Source organism: Acetatifactor muris (genome assembly GCF_024623325.1).
Classification (GTDB): domain Bacteria; phylum Bacillota; class Clostridia; order Lachnospirales; family Lachnospiraceae; genus Acetatifactor; species Acetatifactor muris.
Genome location: NZ_JANJZD010000004.1, coordinates 150,720 through 165,579 on the forward strand (window position 1 = coordinate 150,720; position 14,860 = coordinate 165,579).

At 49.9% G+C, this 14,860-nt stretch carries 12 protein-coding genes; 7 read left to right on the forward strand and 5 right to left on the reverse strand.

The window, feature by feature from the left end; translation table 11 throughout:
• Window positions 1-112: 112 nt before the first annotated feature.
• Both glgA and NSB25_RS05270 read left to right on the forward strand, forming a co-directional pair.
• Window positions 113-1,558: a glycogen synthase GlgA gene (gene glgA / locus NSB25_RS05265; RefSeq protein WP_103238377.1), complete on the forward strand. Its 1,446-nt coding sequence runs from the start codon at window positions 113-115 to the stop codon at window positions 1,556-1,558.
• 4 nt (window positions 1,559-1,562) lie between these two features.
• The gene (locus NSB25_RS05270; RefSeq protein ID WP_103238378.1) at window positions 1,563-3,239 is read left to right on the forward strand and encodes a putative polysaccharide biosynthesis protein; all 1,677 of its coding nucleotides are present in this window, start codon (window positions 1,563-1,565) and stop codon (window positions 3,237-3,239) included.
• 82 nt (window positions 3,240-3,321) lie between these two features.
• On the opposite strand, the gene NSB25_RS05275 is transcribed toward NSB25_RS05270, so the two are convergent.
• Both NSB25_RS05275 and NSB25_RS05280 read right to left on the reverse strand, forming a co-directional pair.
• Window positions 3,322-5,070: an Rqc2 family fibronectin-binding protein gene (locus tag NSB25_RS05275; RefSeq protein ID WP_103238491.1), complete on the reverse strand. Its 1,749-nt coding sequence runs from the start codon at window positions 5,068-5,070 to the stop codon at window positions 3,322-3,324.
• Between the two features lie 142 nt (window positions 5,071-5,212).
• Window positions 5,213-5,644 (reverse strand): DUF6560 family protein, encoded by a 432-nt coding sequence (locus NSB25_RS05280; RefSeq protein WP_103238379.1) that lies wholly within the window; start codon window positions 5,642-5,644, stop codon window positions 5,213-5,215.
• Window positions 5,645-5,813: 169 nt separating this feature from the next.
• Between NSB25_RS05280 and NSB25_RS05285 the strand changes: the two genes are divergently transcribed.
• The 5 genes from NSB25_RS05285 (at window position 5,814) to NSB25_RS05305 (ending at window position 12,894) form a co-directional block, all read left to right on the forward strand.
• Window positions 5,814-6,317 (forward strand): GNAT family N-acetyltransferase, encoded by a 504-nt coding sequence (locus tag NSB25_RS05285; RefSeq protein WP_172454955.1) that lies wholly within the window; start codon window positions 5,814-5,816, stop codon window positions 6,315-6,317.
• A 231-nt stretch (window positions 6,318-6,548) separates the two neighbouring features.
• Window positions 6,549-9,116 carry a preprotein translocase subunit SecA gene (secA, locus tag NSB25_RS05290; RefSeq protein WP_103238381.1) on the forward strand — a complete coding sequence of 856 codons (2,568 nt, stop codon included), beginning with the start codon at window positions 6,549-6,551 and terminating at the stop codon, window positions 9,114-9,116.
• Window positions 9,117-9,300: 184 nt separating this feature from the next.
• Entirely contained in the window at window positions 9,301-9,465 is a 165-nt protein-coding gene (locus tag NSB25_RS05295; RefSeq protein ID WP_172454956.1) for a hypothetical protein, read from the forward strand.
• A gap of 140 nt (window positions 9,466-9,605) precedes the next feature.
• A protein-coding gene (gene prfB / locus NSB25_RS05300) for a peptide chain release factor 2 (protein ID WP_416385565.1) occupies window positions 9,606-10,731 on the forward strand; the annotation gives its coding sequence in 2 pieces (ribosomal slippage) (window positions 9,606-9,677 and window positions 9,679-10,731; 1,125 coding nt in all).
• Window positions 10,732-10,842: 111 nt separating this feature from the next.
• Window positions 10,843-12,894, forward strand: a complete 2,052-nt coding sequence (locus NSB25_RS05305; protein WP_103238383.1) for a glycoside hydrolase family 65 protein — start codon at window positions 10,843-10,845, stop codon at window positions 12,892-12,894.
• 24 nt (window positions 12,895-12,918) lie between these two features.
• Here NSB25_RS05305 and NSB25_RS05310 read toward each other — a convergent pair whose 3' ends face one another.
• The 3 genes from NSB25_RS05310 to NSB25_RS05320 form a co-directional block, all read right to left on the reverse strand.
• Entirely contained in the window at window positions 12,919-13,680 is a 762-nt protein-coding gene (locus NSB25_RS05310; protein WP_103238384.1) for a DUF975 family protein, read from the reverse strand.
• A 54-nt stretch (window positions 13,681-13,734) separates the two neighbouring features.
• Window positions 13,735-14,262 (reverse strand): hypothetical protein, encoded by a 528-nt coding sequence (locus NSB25_RS05315; RefSeq protein ID WP_242982304.1) that lies wholly within the window; start codon window positions 14,260-14,262, stop codon window positions 13,735-13,737.
• A 91-nt stretch (window positions 14,263-14,353) separates the two neighbouring features.
• Window positions 14,354-14,815, reverse strand: a complete 462-nt coding sequence (locus NSB25_RS05320; protein ID WP_103238385.1) for a DUF4190 domain-containing protein — start codon at window positions 14,813-14,815, stop codon at window positions 14,354-14,356.
• Window positions 14,816-14,860: the final 45 nt, after the last annotated feature.

Genomic DNA, 14,860 nt, shown 5'->3' on the forward strand with positions numbered 1-14,860 from the left:
GGGGAAAGGGCCGGTTTTGGGAAAAAAAGGTAAAGAAATGCTTTCCACTGAACCAATCTTGTTGTATAATAAAAAATGTACCCGTATTGATTAGTGCTCAGTGGAGGTTCCAATGAAAAAAATTCTTTTTGCGGCATCAGAGGGGGTTCCTTTTATTAAGACAGGCGGATTGGCCGATGTTGTGGGTTCCCTGCCGAAGTGTATTGACAAGCAGTATTTTGATGTGAGGGTCGTTATCCCGAAATACGCCTGCATCAGGCAGGAAATGAAGGATAAAATGCGGTATGTAAATCATTTCTACATGGATTTTAACTGGACAAGTGTATATGTGGGGATTTTTGAGGCGGAAGAAGAAGGCGTACATTATTATTTTATCGACAACGAGTATTATTTCAGCGGCGGTAAGGTTTACAGTGATGATCCCAAATGGGAGATTGAGCGTTATGCCTTTTTCTCAAAGGCTGCACTGTCTATGCTTCCCACGGTAAATTTTCAGCCGGATATCATTCATTGCCATGACTGGCAGACGGGGCTGATTCCTGTATACATGAAGGAGCGCTTCCGCGGAGGAGATTTTTACAGCAGAATGAAGTCGGTCATTACCATTCATAATCTGAAATTTCAGGGGAAATGGGATACCAAAACAGTTCGGAGCATTACCGGACTGTCAGATTACTTTTTTACGCCGGATAAACTGGAGGCATACAAGGATGCAAATCTGTTAAAGGGCGGGATCGTGTATGCTGATGCTGTGACAACGGTGAGCAGCACTTATGCGGAGGAAATCAAGACACCTTTTTATGGAGAGGGCCTTGACGGTCTGCTTCGGGCCAGAAAAGGCGATCTGCGAGGTATTGTAAACGGGATTGATTACACAGATTTCAATCCGGAATCGGATAAGCAGATTGTCAATCCTTACAACGCGGTGAACTTCCGCAAGGAAAAAGTGAAGAACAAGCGTGCTCTTCAGCAGGAGCTGGGACTCAGACAGGATGATAAGAAGATGATGATCGGCATTGTGTCCAGACTGACGGACCAGAAGGGCTTTGACCTGATTGCCTATATTATGGATGAGCTCTGTCAGGATGACGTGCAGCTGGTCATTCTGGGAACCGGTGAGGAGAGATACGAGAATATGTTCCGGCACTTTGACTGGAAATACAATGATAAAGTGTCCGCTAATATATATTATTCCGATCCTCTGTCACATAAGATTTATGCTTCCTGCGATGCGTTTCTGATGCCGTCGCTGTTTGAGCCCTGCGGGCTGAGCCAGCTGATGGCGCTGCGTTACGGAACGATTCCCATTGTGCGGGAGACAGGCGGTCTGAAGGACACGGTAGAACCTTACAATGAATACGAGAGCACCGGCACCGGTTTCAGCTTTACCAACTATAATGCCCATGAAATGCTGAATGCCATTCGCTATGCGGAGCATATCTATTATGATAAGAAGCGTGAGTGGAACAAGATGGTTGACAGGGCAATGGCCGCGGACTTTTCCTGGCATGTGTCAGCGGCGAAATATCAGGAAATGTATGACTGGCTGACAGGTTGAAACTATGGCGGATAACAGCAGCAGGAAAAACAGCTTTATAATACAGGCGGGGATTCTGGCAGCCGCCGGGATTATCAGCAGAATTATAGGGCTCCTTTACAGGGGCCCTTTACATCGTGTCATCGGAGATCTGGGACTGGGATATTATCAGTCTGCCCATAATTACTACACCATTGTCCTGCTGATTTCCTCTTACAGCATTCCTTCCGCCATATCAAAAGTGATCGCGCAGAAACTGGCATTGCGGGAGTACCGCAGTGCGCACAGAGTATTTAAGAGTGCGCTTATATACGTGCTGGCGGTGGGCGGAGCAGCCAGTCTGCTTCTGTTTTTTGGTGCGGATTTCCTCTGTAAGATGGAACTGCTGGGAGAAAATGAGGTGTTGGTGCTGCAGGCATTTGCTCCGACTATCTTTATATATGGCATTTTAGGGGTGCTGCGGGGATATTTTCAGGCTCACGGCAGTATGGTGCAGACTTCCGTGTCCCAGATATTGGAGCAGATTGCCAACGCCATTGTCAGTGTGGGGGCGGCGTATCTGCTGATACGGGGAACCATGGGGACCCTTGAGATTCCGGCAGATGAAGCGGGCAGGGTGACCCGCGCCACCTATGGGGCCGTGGGAAGTGCGCTGGGAGCCGGGGCCGGTGTGCTGACAGCGCTGTTGTTCATGGTGGGAGTCTACATGCTGAATCGGGGGACAATAGACAAAAGGATTCAGAATGACAGACATGTGGGGACGGATTCCTATAAATCCATCATGCGGACCATTGTGATGGTGGTTACGCCGTTCATTCTGAGCACGGCTATATACAATCTCAGCGCTACGGTCAACAATACGGTATATACACAGATATTTCCGTCTCTGCGGGAGCTGGATGAAGTGGCAGTATTTTCCAGATGGGGAGTTTTTTCGGGGCAGGCGCTGACGATTTCCAATATTCCCATCGCCTTTGCTTCCGCCATGGCTTCCGCGGTGATTCCTTCCATGGCGCAGATGGCGGCGGCAGGAGACATGAAAGGTGTCAAAGAGAAGAACACCCTGGCGATGAAGACCATTATGCTGATTTCCATTCCCTGTGCGGTGGGATTGTTTGTGCTGGCACGGCCGATGACGGGACTTTTGTTTCACAATGTGCAGGAGACGGAGGACCTGGTCACAGGCCTTCTGATGGCACTTTCACTTTCGGTGGTGTTCTATGCGCTGTCCACTCTGAACAGTTCGGTTCTGCAGGGGCTGGGTAAGGTAAATACACCCATAATAAATGCAGGGATTGCGCTGGTGATACAGACTGTTGCGGCGCTGTTGCTGCTTCTCTTTACAGAGCTGGATTTGTACAGTATGGCAATTGCCGTCACGCTTTATGCCGGCGTCATGTGTCTGCTGAATCAATGGGCGGTGCGCCGGGCCACAGGATACCGGCAGGAGATTGTGAAGACATTTCTGATTCCCACACTGGCTTCGGGCTGCATGGGAGCTGTGGCCTGGGCGACTTACGAGGCCTTTCTGATGATGACATCCTCCCCCAGGATATCGGTGATAATAGCGATACCGGTGGGGGCCTGTGTATATTTTCTGATGCTGCTTCTCCTCCGGGGAATCTCGGAACAGGAGCTCAGGGCTTTCCCGAAAGGGTACCTGCTGGTAAGGCTGGCCAGGAAATGCAGGCTGATGAAATAAAAATGGGGCTGTCGCATGGCTGATTACCTAATCATTGATGCGACAGCCCCATTTGGTATTTTGGAAACTGTCGAAACCGAAATTATTTATCCGCAGGACGGATGCCGGAGATGTCACTGTCAATAGCCATGGAGAAATTGGTATAATAGACCACGAATCCCGGCTTCGCGCCGTTGGGCTTTTTGACATGCTTTTTCTGGATATAATCTATTTCTACCTTTTCCTGACCTCTTCCTCTGGAGTAGTATGCGGCAAGCTTTGCCGCTTCCTCGAAGGTGCGGTCAGGCAATTCCTCTGCATTCCCCAGTCGGACGATCACATGGGAACCGGGCATCTGCTTTGCGTGGAACCACCAGTCGTTTCCGGTGGCAAATTTAAAAGTCAGTTCATCGTTCTGATAATTGTTTTTCCCCACATACATGTGAAAGCCGTCGCTGCTGATATAATGATAGGGCCTGCTGGTGATTTTCTGCTTTTTGGCATTGCCTTTTCTGCGGATGTAACCGCTTTCCGTCAGTTCTTCCTTAATCTGTGCCAGGTCCTCTTCGTACAGAGCAATATCCAGAGCGGCGGAAATCGACTCCAGATGCTCGATTTCTGCTTTGACTTCCTTAGTCAGGCTGCTCAGTGCCTCATAGGTTCTCTTTAATTTCCCATATTTCTCAAAATACTTTTTTGCGTTTTCCGTAGCGCTCAAAGTGGGATCCAGAGGAATGACGACAGTGTCGTCAGTGTAATAATTCAGTGCTTTCAGGGATTTTGCCCCCGGTTGTGCATCATAGCCGTAGGTGTTCAGCAGTTCTCCGTAAATGCGAAAGGTTTCCCGCTTTTCCGTATCCTTTATCTGACGCTGCTGCAGATCATATTTTTTCACATTTCTCTCCAGAGCTGTCTGGACGATTCTGCGCAGATCGGCGGACTTCTGGCGAATGCGGGTCAAAGTATTTTTTTCCGCATAGTAATGTTCCAGAAGAGCGGACATGGTTGGATAGGAGACAGTTCTGCCATTGCCACAGGCGTACACAGTCAAAGGCAGAGCGCAGAATTCGACAGGCGTGTCACCCTTGTAAGCGATGTTGGGAGCGAAATTTTCCTCCAGAATAGCTGTCATCATATGGCGGAAGGCATGATAGAGCCTGTCATAATCCGTGTCGGTCAACGCGGCAGTGGGAAGCTCTCCGTCCACACCGGCCTCATAACAGAGCTCCTGAGCCAGAATGGGAGAGATACCGGTAAAGCTGCCGTATATAGCCTTGAAGACAGGCTGCGGACAGGAGGCGAGAGCCGTTTGGAAGGCCTCCTTCTCCGTTCGGAGAGCGTCCAGCTTGTTCTGGGTTTGGGCCACGAAGTAAGGCTTTCCCGGCAACACTTCCCGGAGAGAACTTACCGCGGCGGAGACATGCTTGATGCTGTCTATTATGATGTCATTTTCATCGCAGAAAATGATATTGCTGTGTTTGCCCATGATTTCCACAATCAGTGTCTTGCGCCGCAGATCACCCATCTCGTCCAGATGCTCGATTTCAATGCGAATTATGCGCTCCAGGCCCGGCTGAGAAATCTCAGTAATCCGGCCGTTCTGTAAATGCTTGCGCAGCAGCATGCAGAAATTAGGGGCTGTCATGGGACTGGGTTTGTTGGTTTCCGTCAGGTAGATCAGAGGCAGAGAGGCCTCCGCGGAAAGGAACAGACGTTTCTGGCCCGTGGGCTGTTTTATGGTCAGAAGCAGCTCGTCCTCCTCCGGCTGGGCAATTTTATTCAGGCGCCCGCCCAGTAGTTCTTTTTTCAGTTCAGATATTACATTTGCTATGGTTACTCCGTCGAATGCCATTTTTATATTCTCCTGTTCCGGTTCTGCCATATACATGCCTTCGCTGTATATGTATGTCCTCTGCACTCTTTGCACTGTACACGAGTGCTCTTCCTGCTGTATGTGCGTGCTCCCCGCGCCATTTGTCCATCCGGCCGCATACTTACATTTCCATGGGGACACCCTTTGACTTCAGAAATGCGATGATCCCGCTGGCGTTCTGGGTACGGAAATCGTCAAAGGTAATGAGCTTTTTTCCGTCTCTGGTATAAATGATATATGACCGGCCGCCCATGGAAACTTTCTCAAGATCGCTGTAGAAGAGAAGCTTTGTGGCACCCAGAGGCGGTGTGTATACCAGGCCGTCATCATTGAGGACCAGATCGCTGCGGCGTGTCCTGATGACCATGAAGATACTGACAATAAAGACAACGACATATACGGGGGCCATGATGACTGTAAGAAAGGACAGTTCTTCCGTTCCGCCCATGAACAGCATCAAAGCCACGAAAAGGATTCTGAGGCCGGAGAGGATCAGAAGGAAAATGAAAATGGTACCCAGGAGAGATGTCTGTCTGATTTTGTAGGAATTCATATCGGTTACTCCTTGTGCTTGATTTGACATTCCTAATTGTAGCATAAGCGCCGGGCATTTGAAAGTACAAATTCGTATGGGATGAAATTGCATCCGGCATCTTGTGTGTGTTATAATATCAGGAACAATGAAAAGAGAAACCTGTTCTGACAGGCGAGGAGAAATGAATATGAGAATAAACTTTGCAAAAATGCTGAAATCTTTACCTGCAGAAACCTGGCACTCTGAAACGGTCAATATACAGCCCATCCGTGATGACGATGATCTGTGGTATGCCACGGCTGAATGCCGTCTGTATCCGGAGCAGGAGGATTATGTCAATCCTGCCGGCTTTTCTATCGGAAGAGCCTGGCTGAATCCCGATGACAACCTGCCCTGCATCATCCGCGATTCCAGAGGAAAGCGGATTGGTTACATTATTCTGCGGAAATGGCTGGCAGAAGGCGAGGAAGCCCTGAACTGGAGCTTTTACCTGGACAGAGCCTCCCAGGGAATGGGCTTCGGCAGGGCTGCGGCAAAGCTGGCGGTGAAGATCCTGAAAACGGCAGCTCCGGATGTGCCCATTAAGTTGTCCGCGGAAACGGACAATGTCAAAGCCCAGAGACTGTATCTGTCCATAGGCTTCGTGAAAACGGATGAGATGGACGGAGATGATTTTGTCTTCCGCCTCTGAAAAGGAATTGGGGTACTGTTGGGAGATGAGTTGTAAAAGGGAAAAAACTCTCTCTCCAGGACAGCTTTGTGTTGAATCCGTGGTGTAAATCTGGTACAATAGAACCTATGATTCAATGGAACCACAGTTTCTATTGAATCATAGGTTCATCAGAATGTAAGATTCAATGGAATGTCAAATCCATTAGAGTGAAAGATTCTGACAGACAGAGCACAGAGAGGTAGAATTGTAGTGAAAATAATCGATAAAGTATTCGGCACACGCAGTGAGAGAGAGCTCAAAAGAATTATGCATCAGGTGGATGAGGTCGAAAGCCTGCGTCCAAAGATGCAGGCTCTCTCCGACGAGGAGCTGAAGGGGAAGACCGCTGAATTCAAGAAGAGGCTGGAGGAGGGGGCAACGCTGGACGACCTGCTTCCGGAGGCCTATGCCACAGTGCGGGAAGCCGCAAAGCGAGTGCTGAATATGGAGCATTTCCGGGTGCAGGTGATGGGCGGCATCATCCTGCATCAGGGACGGATTGCAGAGATGCGCACCGGTGAAGGTAAAACTTTGGTCTCCACGCTGCCGGCCTACCTGAATGCCCTGGAGGGCAAGGGTGTTCATGTGGTGACTGTGAATGATTATCTGGCAAAGCGTGACGCCGAGTGGATGGGGCAGGTGCATGAGTTTCTGGGGCTTTCCGTGGGGGTGGTGCTGAACAGTATGACTTCCGAAGAGCGCCAGAAAGCCTATCAGTGCGACATTACTTATGTGACCAACAACGAACTGGGCTTTGATTATCTGCGGGATAATATGGTGATTTACAAGGAGCAGCTGGTTCTGCGGGGACTGCACTACTGTATCATTGACGAGGTGGACTCCGTTCTCATTGACGAAGCCAGGACCCCTCTGATTATTTCCGGCCAGAGCGGCAAGTCCACCGCGCTCTATGAGATGTGCGATCTGCTGGCACGCCGGATGCACAGAGGCGAGGATATGCAGGAGCTGACCAAGATGGATGCCATCATGGGAGTGGTGCAGGAGGAGACAGGTGATTTCATTGTCAATGAGAAGGACAAGGTGGTCAACCTCACCGCGGCCGGCGTGAAGAAGGTGGAGGAATTTTTCCACATTGAAAATTATGCTGATTCGGAGAATCTGGAAATCCAGCACAATATTATCCTGGCTCTGAGGGCGCACAATCTGATGTTCCGGGATCAGGACTATGTGGTGAAGGATGACCAGGTGCTGATTGTGGATCAGTTCACCGGACGTATCATGCCGGGACGGCGCTATTCCGACGGACTGCATCAGGCCATAGAGGCGAAGGAACATGTGAAGGTAAAGCGGGAGAGCAAGACACTGGCTACCATCACATTCCAGAACTTCTTTAATTTATTTGAGAAGAAATGCGGTATGACCGGTACCGCACTCACGGAGGAGAAGGAATTTCGGGAGATTTACGGTATGGACGTGGTGGAAATTCCCACCAATGTGCCTGTTATCCGTAAGGACTTGCAGGATGCGGTATATAAGACAAGAGCGGAGAAGCTGAATGCCATTGTGGCGGCAGTGGAGGAGGCGCATGCAAAGGGACAGCCTGTGCTGGTGGGTACCATTACCATTGAAGCCAGTGAGGAACTGAGCAGAATGCTGACAAAGCGGGGGATTCAGCACAAGGTGCTGAATGCGAAGTTCCATGAGCTGGAGGCGGAAATTGTGGCGGATGCCGGTGTCCACGGTGCAGTTACCATTGCGACCAACATGGCAGGCCGTGGTACAGATATCAAGCTGGACGAGGACTCCAGAGCGGCAGGCGGTCTGAAGATTATCGGTACAGAGCGCCATGAATCCAGGCGTATCGACAATCAGCTGCGCGGTCGTTCCGGGCGTCAGGGGGATCCCGGCGAGTCCAAATTCTATATCTCACTGGAGGACGATCTGATGAGACTGTTCGGCTCTGAGCGGCTTATCGGTATGTTCAATACCCTCGGTGTGCCCGAAGGACAGGAAATTGAGCACAAGGCGCTTACCAATGCCATCGAATCGGCCCAGAAGAAGATTGAGAACAACCATTTCGGCGTGCGTAAAAATCTGCTGGAATATGACCGCGTGATGAGTGAGCAGAGGGAAATCATTTATGAGGAGCGTCTCCATGTACTGAATGGAGAGAGCATGCGGGACTTTATCTTCAAGATGATTACTGATATCACGGAGAGCTGTGTGGATATCAGTATCAATGATGATGCGGATGTGGCAGAGTGGAATTTCAATGAATTGAATACACTTCTGATTCCCACGATTCCCCTGGAGCCGGTGACGCCGGAGCGGGTGGAGAAGCCGAAGAAGAACAGTCTGAAGCAGCAGCTGAAGGAAGAGGCAGTGAAGCTGTACGAGAGCAAGGAGGCGGAATTCCCCAATGCGGAAGCAATCCGGGAGTTGGAGCGCGTGATTCTGCTGAAAGTTATCGACAGAAAGTGGATGGACCATATCGACGACATGGAACAGCTTCGTCAGGGTATCGGTCTGCAGGCTTACGGCCAGAGAGACCCTCTGGTGGAATATAAGATGAGCGGCTATGACATGTTCGATGAGATGACGCAGAATATCAAGGAAGAGACAGTAAGGCTTCTGTTCCATATCAAAGTGGAGCAGAAGGTGGAGCGGGAGCAGGTGGCGAAAGTAACCGGCACGAACAAGGATGACAGTGTGGCGAAGACACCTGCAAAGCGCAGCAATGCGAAGATTTATCCCAATGCTCCCTGCCCCTGCGGAAGCGGGAAGAAATATAAGCAGTGCTGTGGACGCAAGGCATAAAAAAGCGTAAAGAGTTTCTAAGGCTATAAAGTACATAGCCTTAGAAACTCTATGTTACGCTTGCCAGAATCGCGGGGCGATTCTGGCGGTTACCTGGAGAGTTGTGGAGGGCTTTTCGGGGGCAGCTTTGCGGGGGGCTTTCTGGGAACAGGAGAGGTGTTTTTCGAAATAAAGGAGAAGGCAGATGGAGGTTGTACAGGATATGGGAATGACAGATCTGCAGTTTAAAAGCTGGCTGAAACAGATTATCAGAGGACTTGAAAGTGCAAAAGAAAAGGGTACCAAAGAGGAAACGGATAAGGAGCTGGATGAGCTGCTGAAGGATCTGAAAGAGGATTTGCAGGGCTGAAAGCGTAAAGAGTTTCTAAGGCCATAAAGTACATAGCCTAAGAAACTCTATGTTACGCTTACCAGAATCGCAGGGCGATTCTGGCGGTTACCTGGAAAGTCGTGAAGTATAAAATAAGCATAGGAAAGAGGTGACGTTAAGTGGTAGAATTAGATCAGATGAAGACAGAAATTCTGTCTTACGAAACTCCATTAGCGGAAGTGAGGGATTCACTTTAACACTGCTGACAAGGAGAAGCGGATTGAAGAACTGGAGATGGAGATGGAGGCGCCCGGTTTCTGGGACGACCCGGACAGTTCTAATCAGAAGATGAAGGAACTGAAGGAACTGAAAAATGTGGTGGAGGGATGTAAAAAGCTTTTCACCCAGTATGAAGACATTCTTACGCTGATTGAGATGGGGTATGAGGAAAATGATGCTTCGCTGATCCCCGATATTCGTGCCGAACTGGATGAATTTGTGGAGGAGTTCGAGGCGTTGCGTCTGAGTACGCTGCTGTCCGGCGAGTATGACAAAAATAATGCCATTCTGAAATTGAATGCGGGCGCAGGAGGCACCGAGAGCTGTGACTGGTGCAGTATGCTTTACCGCATGTATACCCGCTGGGCTGAGCGCAAGGGTTTCAGCGTGGAGGTGCTTGACTTCCTGGATGGAGATGAGGCAGGGATCAAGTCAGTGACTTTTCAGGTCAATGGCACCAATGCATACGGTTATCTGAAATCGGAAAAGGGAGTGCACAGACTGGTGAGAATCTCTCCTTTTAATGCCCAGGGCAAGAGGCAGACTTCCTTTGTGTCTCTGGATGTCATGCCGGATATCGATGAAGATCTGGATGTGGAGATTGATGAGAAAGATCTGCGCATCGACACCTATCGAAGCAGCGGCGCCGGAGGACAGCATATCAATAAGACTTCCTCTGCCATTCGGATTACCCATATCCCCACAGGGACTGTGGTGCAGTGCCAGAATGAGCGCAGCCAGTTCCAGAATAAGGACAAGGCCATGCAGATGCTGAAGGCGAAGCTGTACTTGCTGAAGCAGGAGGCCAATGTGGAGAAGCTTTCCGATATCAGGGGTGAGGTGAAGGAAATCGGATGGGGCAATCAGATTCGCTCCTATGTGCTGCAGCCTTATAAGCTGGTGAAGGATCTGCGCACGGATGTGGAGACCGGAAATGCGGACGCAGTGCTGGATGGCGCTCTGGATCCCTTTATTAACGGTTATCTGAAATGGATTAATATCAAAGCGGCACAGCAGCCATCATAGGCCAGCCGTTTTCGGAAATGGCAGCAAGTTCAGAAAAGAGCATTAATCTGTCAGCCGTTCACGATGGGATGAGATATTGAAAGTTCTATAATATGAAAAGAGGGAAATAAAATGGCTGTGAATCGATATGAACTTGTAAGCAGACATAATCCCGTGCTGAGGGAGGCGGATACGGCCTCCCCTTTGTCTGTGGGGAACGGAAATCTGGCCTATACGGCGGACATTACGGGAATGCAGACTCTGTACGGATTATATGAGGATACCCTTCCGCTGTGTACCATGACACAGTGGGGCTGGCATACGAAGCCGGTCAGGGAAGAGCGGTATGAATATCTGCCGGAAGAGGTGGAGATGACAGCATATCAGTTTCAGGGCAGAACGGTGCGGTATGCGGTGGAGAAGAAAAAAGGAAATGAGGAAATCTATGACTGGCTGCGCCAGAACCCGCACAGACTGAACCTGGCCAGGATTGGCTTGAAAAAGGACGGCGCGGAAATCGGGGCAGAGCGGATCAGCGATATCCGGCAGGAGCTTCGCCTGTATGAAGGAATTCTGGACAGCCGTTTTGCATTGGATGGCGAATGCTGTCATGTGGTGACTGCGGCGGACGGAGAGACTGATACACTTGCTTTTCAGGTGGAGTCAGGGCTGTGGAAAAAGGGGCTGACGGCGGAAATTGCTTTTCCCTATGGAAGCCCGTTGATTTCAGCTTCCAACTGGGAGGCTGAGGATGCGCATCTGACTGAGATAGTCAATGGAGAAGTGAAAAAACTGGTGCTAAAGCGGACACTGGACAAGGATGTCTATTATGTGACAATCCGTATGGAAGGGTGCAGGTGGGAAAACTGTGGCAGGCATGCTTTTCATCTGATTCCCCTTTCGGAGAAAATGACATTTTCTGTAAGCTTTGTGAAAGCGCAGCAGGAGGCGCAGGCGGGAGCAGCACCGGGAAACGTGTTGGAGAACAGCAGGAAGTACTGGAAGCATTTCTGGGAAAAGGGAGGCGCCATAGATTTGCATCGAAGCAGGGACCCCAGGGCTATGGAGCTGGAACGCAGAATTGTGCTGTCACAATATCTGCTGGCGATTCAGTCTGCCGGAAAGGTACCGCCTCAGGAGACCGGTCTGACCTGTAACAGTTGGTATGGGAAGTTTCATCTGGAGATGTACCTGTGGCATGAGGCGTACCTGCCTCTGTGGAACCATACGGAGCTGCTGGAGAGGAGTCTGGTCTGGTATCAGGAGCATCTGCCCCAGGCACGTCTGAATGCCGCGCGAAATGGATACAAAGGGGCACGGTGGCCGAAGATGGTTGCGGAGGATGCGCTGGACAGTCCTTCTTCTATTGCTGTGCTGTTGGTGTGGCAGCAGCCCCATATTATTTATATGCTGGAAATGGCATATGGAAGCGGCGAGGAGACCGCATTTCTGGAAAAGTATTATGAGCTGGTGGAAGAGACGGCGGAATTTATGGCGGATTTTGCCGCGTATAATGAAGAAAGAAAAGTATATGAATTGTTGGGACCGTTGATTCCGGCACAGGAATGCCATGACCCAATGGTGACCAGGAATCCTTCCTTTGAGGTAGAGTACTGGAGCCTGACGCTGAAAATGGCTGCGGAATGGGCAAAGCGACTGGGCAGGAAAATACCTGAGAAATGGCTGCATGTAGCGGAAAATATGGCACCCATGGCAGTGGGAGAGGGAAAATACCTGGCGCATGAGCAATGTCCTGACACCTATACTGCATTTGCCGAGGATCACCCGTCCATGCTCTGCTCCTATGGGTTGATTGACAGTGGGCGGACTGATCGGGAAATTATGGGAAATTCACTGCGGGAGGTGGAAAAATGCTGGAATTATCCGTCTCTCTGGGGCTGGGATTTCGCGGTTATGTGTATGACGGCTGTCCGTCTGGGAGAGCCGGAACATGCGATTGAACTGCTTTTGAAAGATACGGAGAAGAATTCTTATGTGGCAAGCGGCAATAATTACCAGAGAGGCAGAAGTGATCTGCCCCTGTATCTGCCGGGAAACGGCTCTCTTCTTCTGGCGGCGGCACTGATGACCGCCGGATATCCGGGAAGCGGAGAACTGCCGGGATTTCCCCGGAATGGACAATGGGAAGTGGAATTTGAGGGGATTCGGCCTTTTCCCTGCTGAGGTAGGTGACGGCGTTATCCTGGTTCAGGCCGTTTTTTCAGGGGTCATGAGATCCAGAAAAAAGTAGGTATAAGTCATCTGCATATAGGGCATTAACCACAGGAAACCTATACCGAAGCTTAAAATACATAAAAACATCAGGGGAAGGAAGCTCAGTTCGAGACAAAAAAGCCTTCCCCTCTGTCCTTTCATGATATGCCAGCACCGGATCAGAATTTCCCTTCCGGTACTTTGAGGAAAATCAAGAGCCAGGTAAAAAGACATGGCAATTCCCAGAGACACAGGAACATAAATGCACAAGCCGATTGCAGCGGCAGCCAGCGCATACAGCAGCCATTTTTCTTCTCTGGTGCGCAGATAAGTCCCGCACAGGTACTGGAAGGGGCCAAGGCACAACGTCTGGCAGAGCACCACAGCGCCGGAGATAAGCAGAATTTTTTTGGAATCCGTTTTATATCCATAGAAAAGATCCTTTACAAGAAAGGATTCTCCGCAGGCGACTTTCAGAAAATAGAATGAGATTCCGGCATTCATGACACCGAGAATAATATCTGCCAACAGCAGCAGTGCATCAAAGATGAAGGACATTCCTGTGGCGGCGGAGGAAGAGCCGGTCATTGAGTAGATACTGTTTATGGTGTTACTGCCCACTGAATTGATAATCAGATGGACAACGCCGGTAATCAGCATATTTAAAAGGAAGAGGCGGATAGTTACGCCGTACTTGCCTTCCAGTTTGTCCTTTGCCGTATTTTTCAGTTCAAAAAGCTTCCTGTGCTGTCTCATAAGTCAGAAAATTCTCCTCTATTCTCCTGAAATCAAATGCGCCTTTTACTGCTCTTATACCGCATAATCCAAATTCATGCCCGCATATTTGATTTTGTCCGCATTCTTTAAATCCTGTTGGTAGGGATTCTCTTCATTATAATACTTTATCTGGGTGCGCGTGGTGCCGCCGGCCACATAAGAACGTCCGCATTCAGGACAGATTTCCGTGCGGATGGACACTGACGCGGAGACCACCTTGCCGTTTTCCTTTGCGGCTTTTTTATAAGCGTTGGATACATGCTCCTGTTCATGGGCACGTACTGCGGAAGCGGCCCTCTCGGGAGAGACGTGCTGGGCGCTTTTAAACGAGACCATTTCGTTGGAACCGTCTTTATACTTGCGGTTCTTACAGGTCTGGCATTCCTCCTGGGGATCCTGGACGCCGCGGTTTTTTCCGGAAGCGTTTCTGTCACCGGGAAGTTGTCTGCCATTGATGGAACTGTCATCCCTGCCGGGGAAATTTGCCGTCCGCTCACTGCCTGTGCCGGATGGAATGCTGTTATAATAAGGATCGTAGCTGTTGCTTATCGGGGATATCATATCGTTTTAACCTCCTGATTTCAGTCGCCCCAGGGCGGTTCTAAAGGGGAAAATCTCAATTTTAATCAAAGAGCCGGAATGTCCCGCCGGACTATTCCTCAAAAGAATATCCATAATATTCTTCCATCAGGTCCGTAAAATTGATGCCGTACATTCGTTCCGTCATGGTATTGATCTGATTCCGGAAGGTCTCATCTCTCATGAGAACCGGCATCATCACAAGTGAGTAAACCATCATTACCACGGCGAATGTCAGCCCGGCAGCAGAGAATACCAGTCCTGCGGTGCAGGTCCCGTTCATCTTTTTCCCTTTTCGGCGGGCGAGGATGGCAAACAGAATGCCCAGCGCCCCCAGAGGCAGAGACAGAACAATAGTACAGGAAGTGGTTACAGATAACAGACCGCACACCGCGGCGGCAATGGAAAAGGTCTGACCATAAGGCCTGTGTGTGGGCTGATTATAGTAACTGCTGTTGGAAGCATTGCTGTTCCACCGGTCCCACTGTCCGTTGCCGCCGCTCTGATTGTTCCAGCCGTTCTGCTGATTGTCCATGGTGAAAGCTCCTTGTCAAAATAATTCTCTCTTAATACATGTGTT

Coding starts and splice junctions, on each gene's coding strand:
- glgA (WP_103238377.1), top strand. CDS start 113: ATGAAAAAAATTCTTTTTGCGGCATCAGAGGGGGTTCCTTTTATTAAG.
- NSB25_RS05270 (WP_103238378.1), top strand. CDS start 1,563: ATGGCGGATAACAGCAGCAGGAAAAACAGCTTTATAATACAGGCGGGG.
- NSB25_RS05275 (WP_103238491.1), bottom strand. CDS start 5,070: ATGGCATTCGACGGAGTAACCATAGCAAATGTAATATCTGAACTGAAA.
- NSB25_RS05280 (WP_103238379.1), bottom strand. CDS start 5,644: ATGAATTCCTACAAAATCAGACAGACATCTCTCCTGGGTACCATTTTC.
- NSB25_RS05285 (WP_172454955.1), top strand. CDS start 5,814: ATGAGAATAAACTTTGCAAAAATGCTGAAATCTTTACCTGCAGAAACC.
- NSB25_RS05295 (WP_172454956.1), top strand. CDS start 9,301: ATGGAGGTTGTACAGGATATGGGAATGACAGATCTGCAGTTTAAAAGC.
- NSB25_RS05305 (WP_103238383.1), top strand. CDS start 10,843: ATGGCTGTGAATCGATATGAACTTGTAAGCAGACATAATCCCGTGCTG.
- NSB25_RS05310 (WP_103238384.1), bottom strand. CDS start 13,680: ATGAGACAGCACAGGAAGCTTTTTGAACTGAAAAATACGGCAAAGGAC.
- NSB25_RS05315 (WP_242982304.1), bottom strand. CDS start 14,262: ATGATATCCCCGATAAGCAACAGCTACGATCCTTATTATAACAGCATT.
- NSB25_RS05320 (WP_103238385.1), bottom strand. CDS start 14,815: ATGGACAATCAGCAGAACGGCTGGAACAATCAGAGCGGCGGCAACGGA.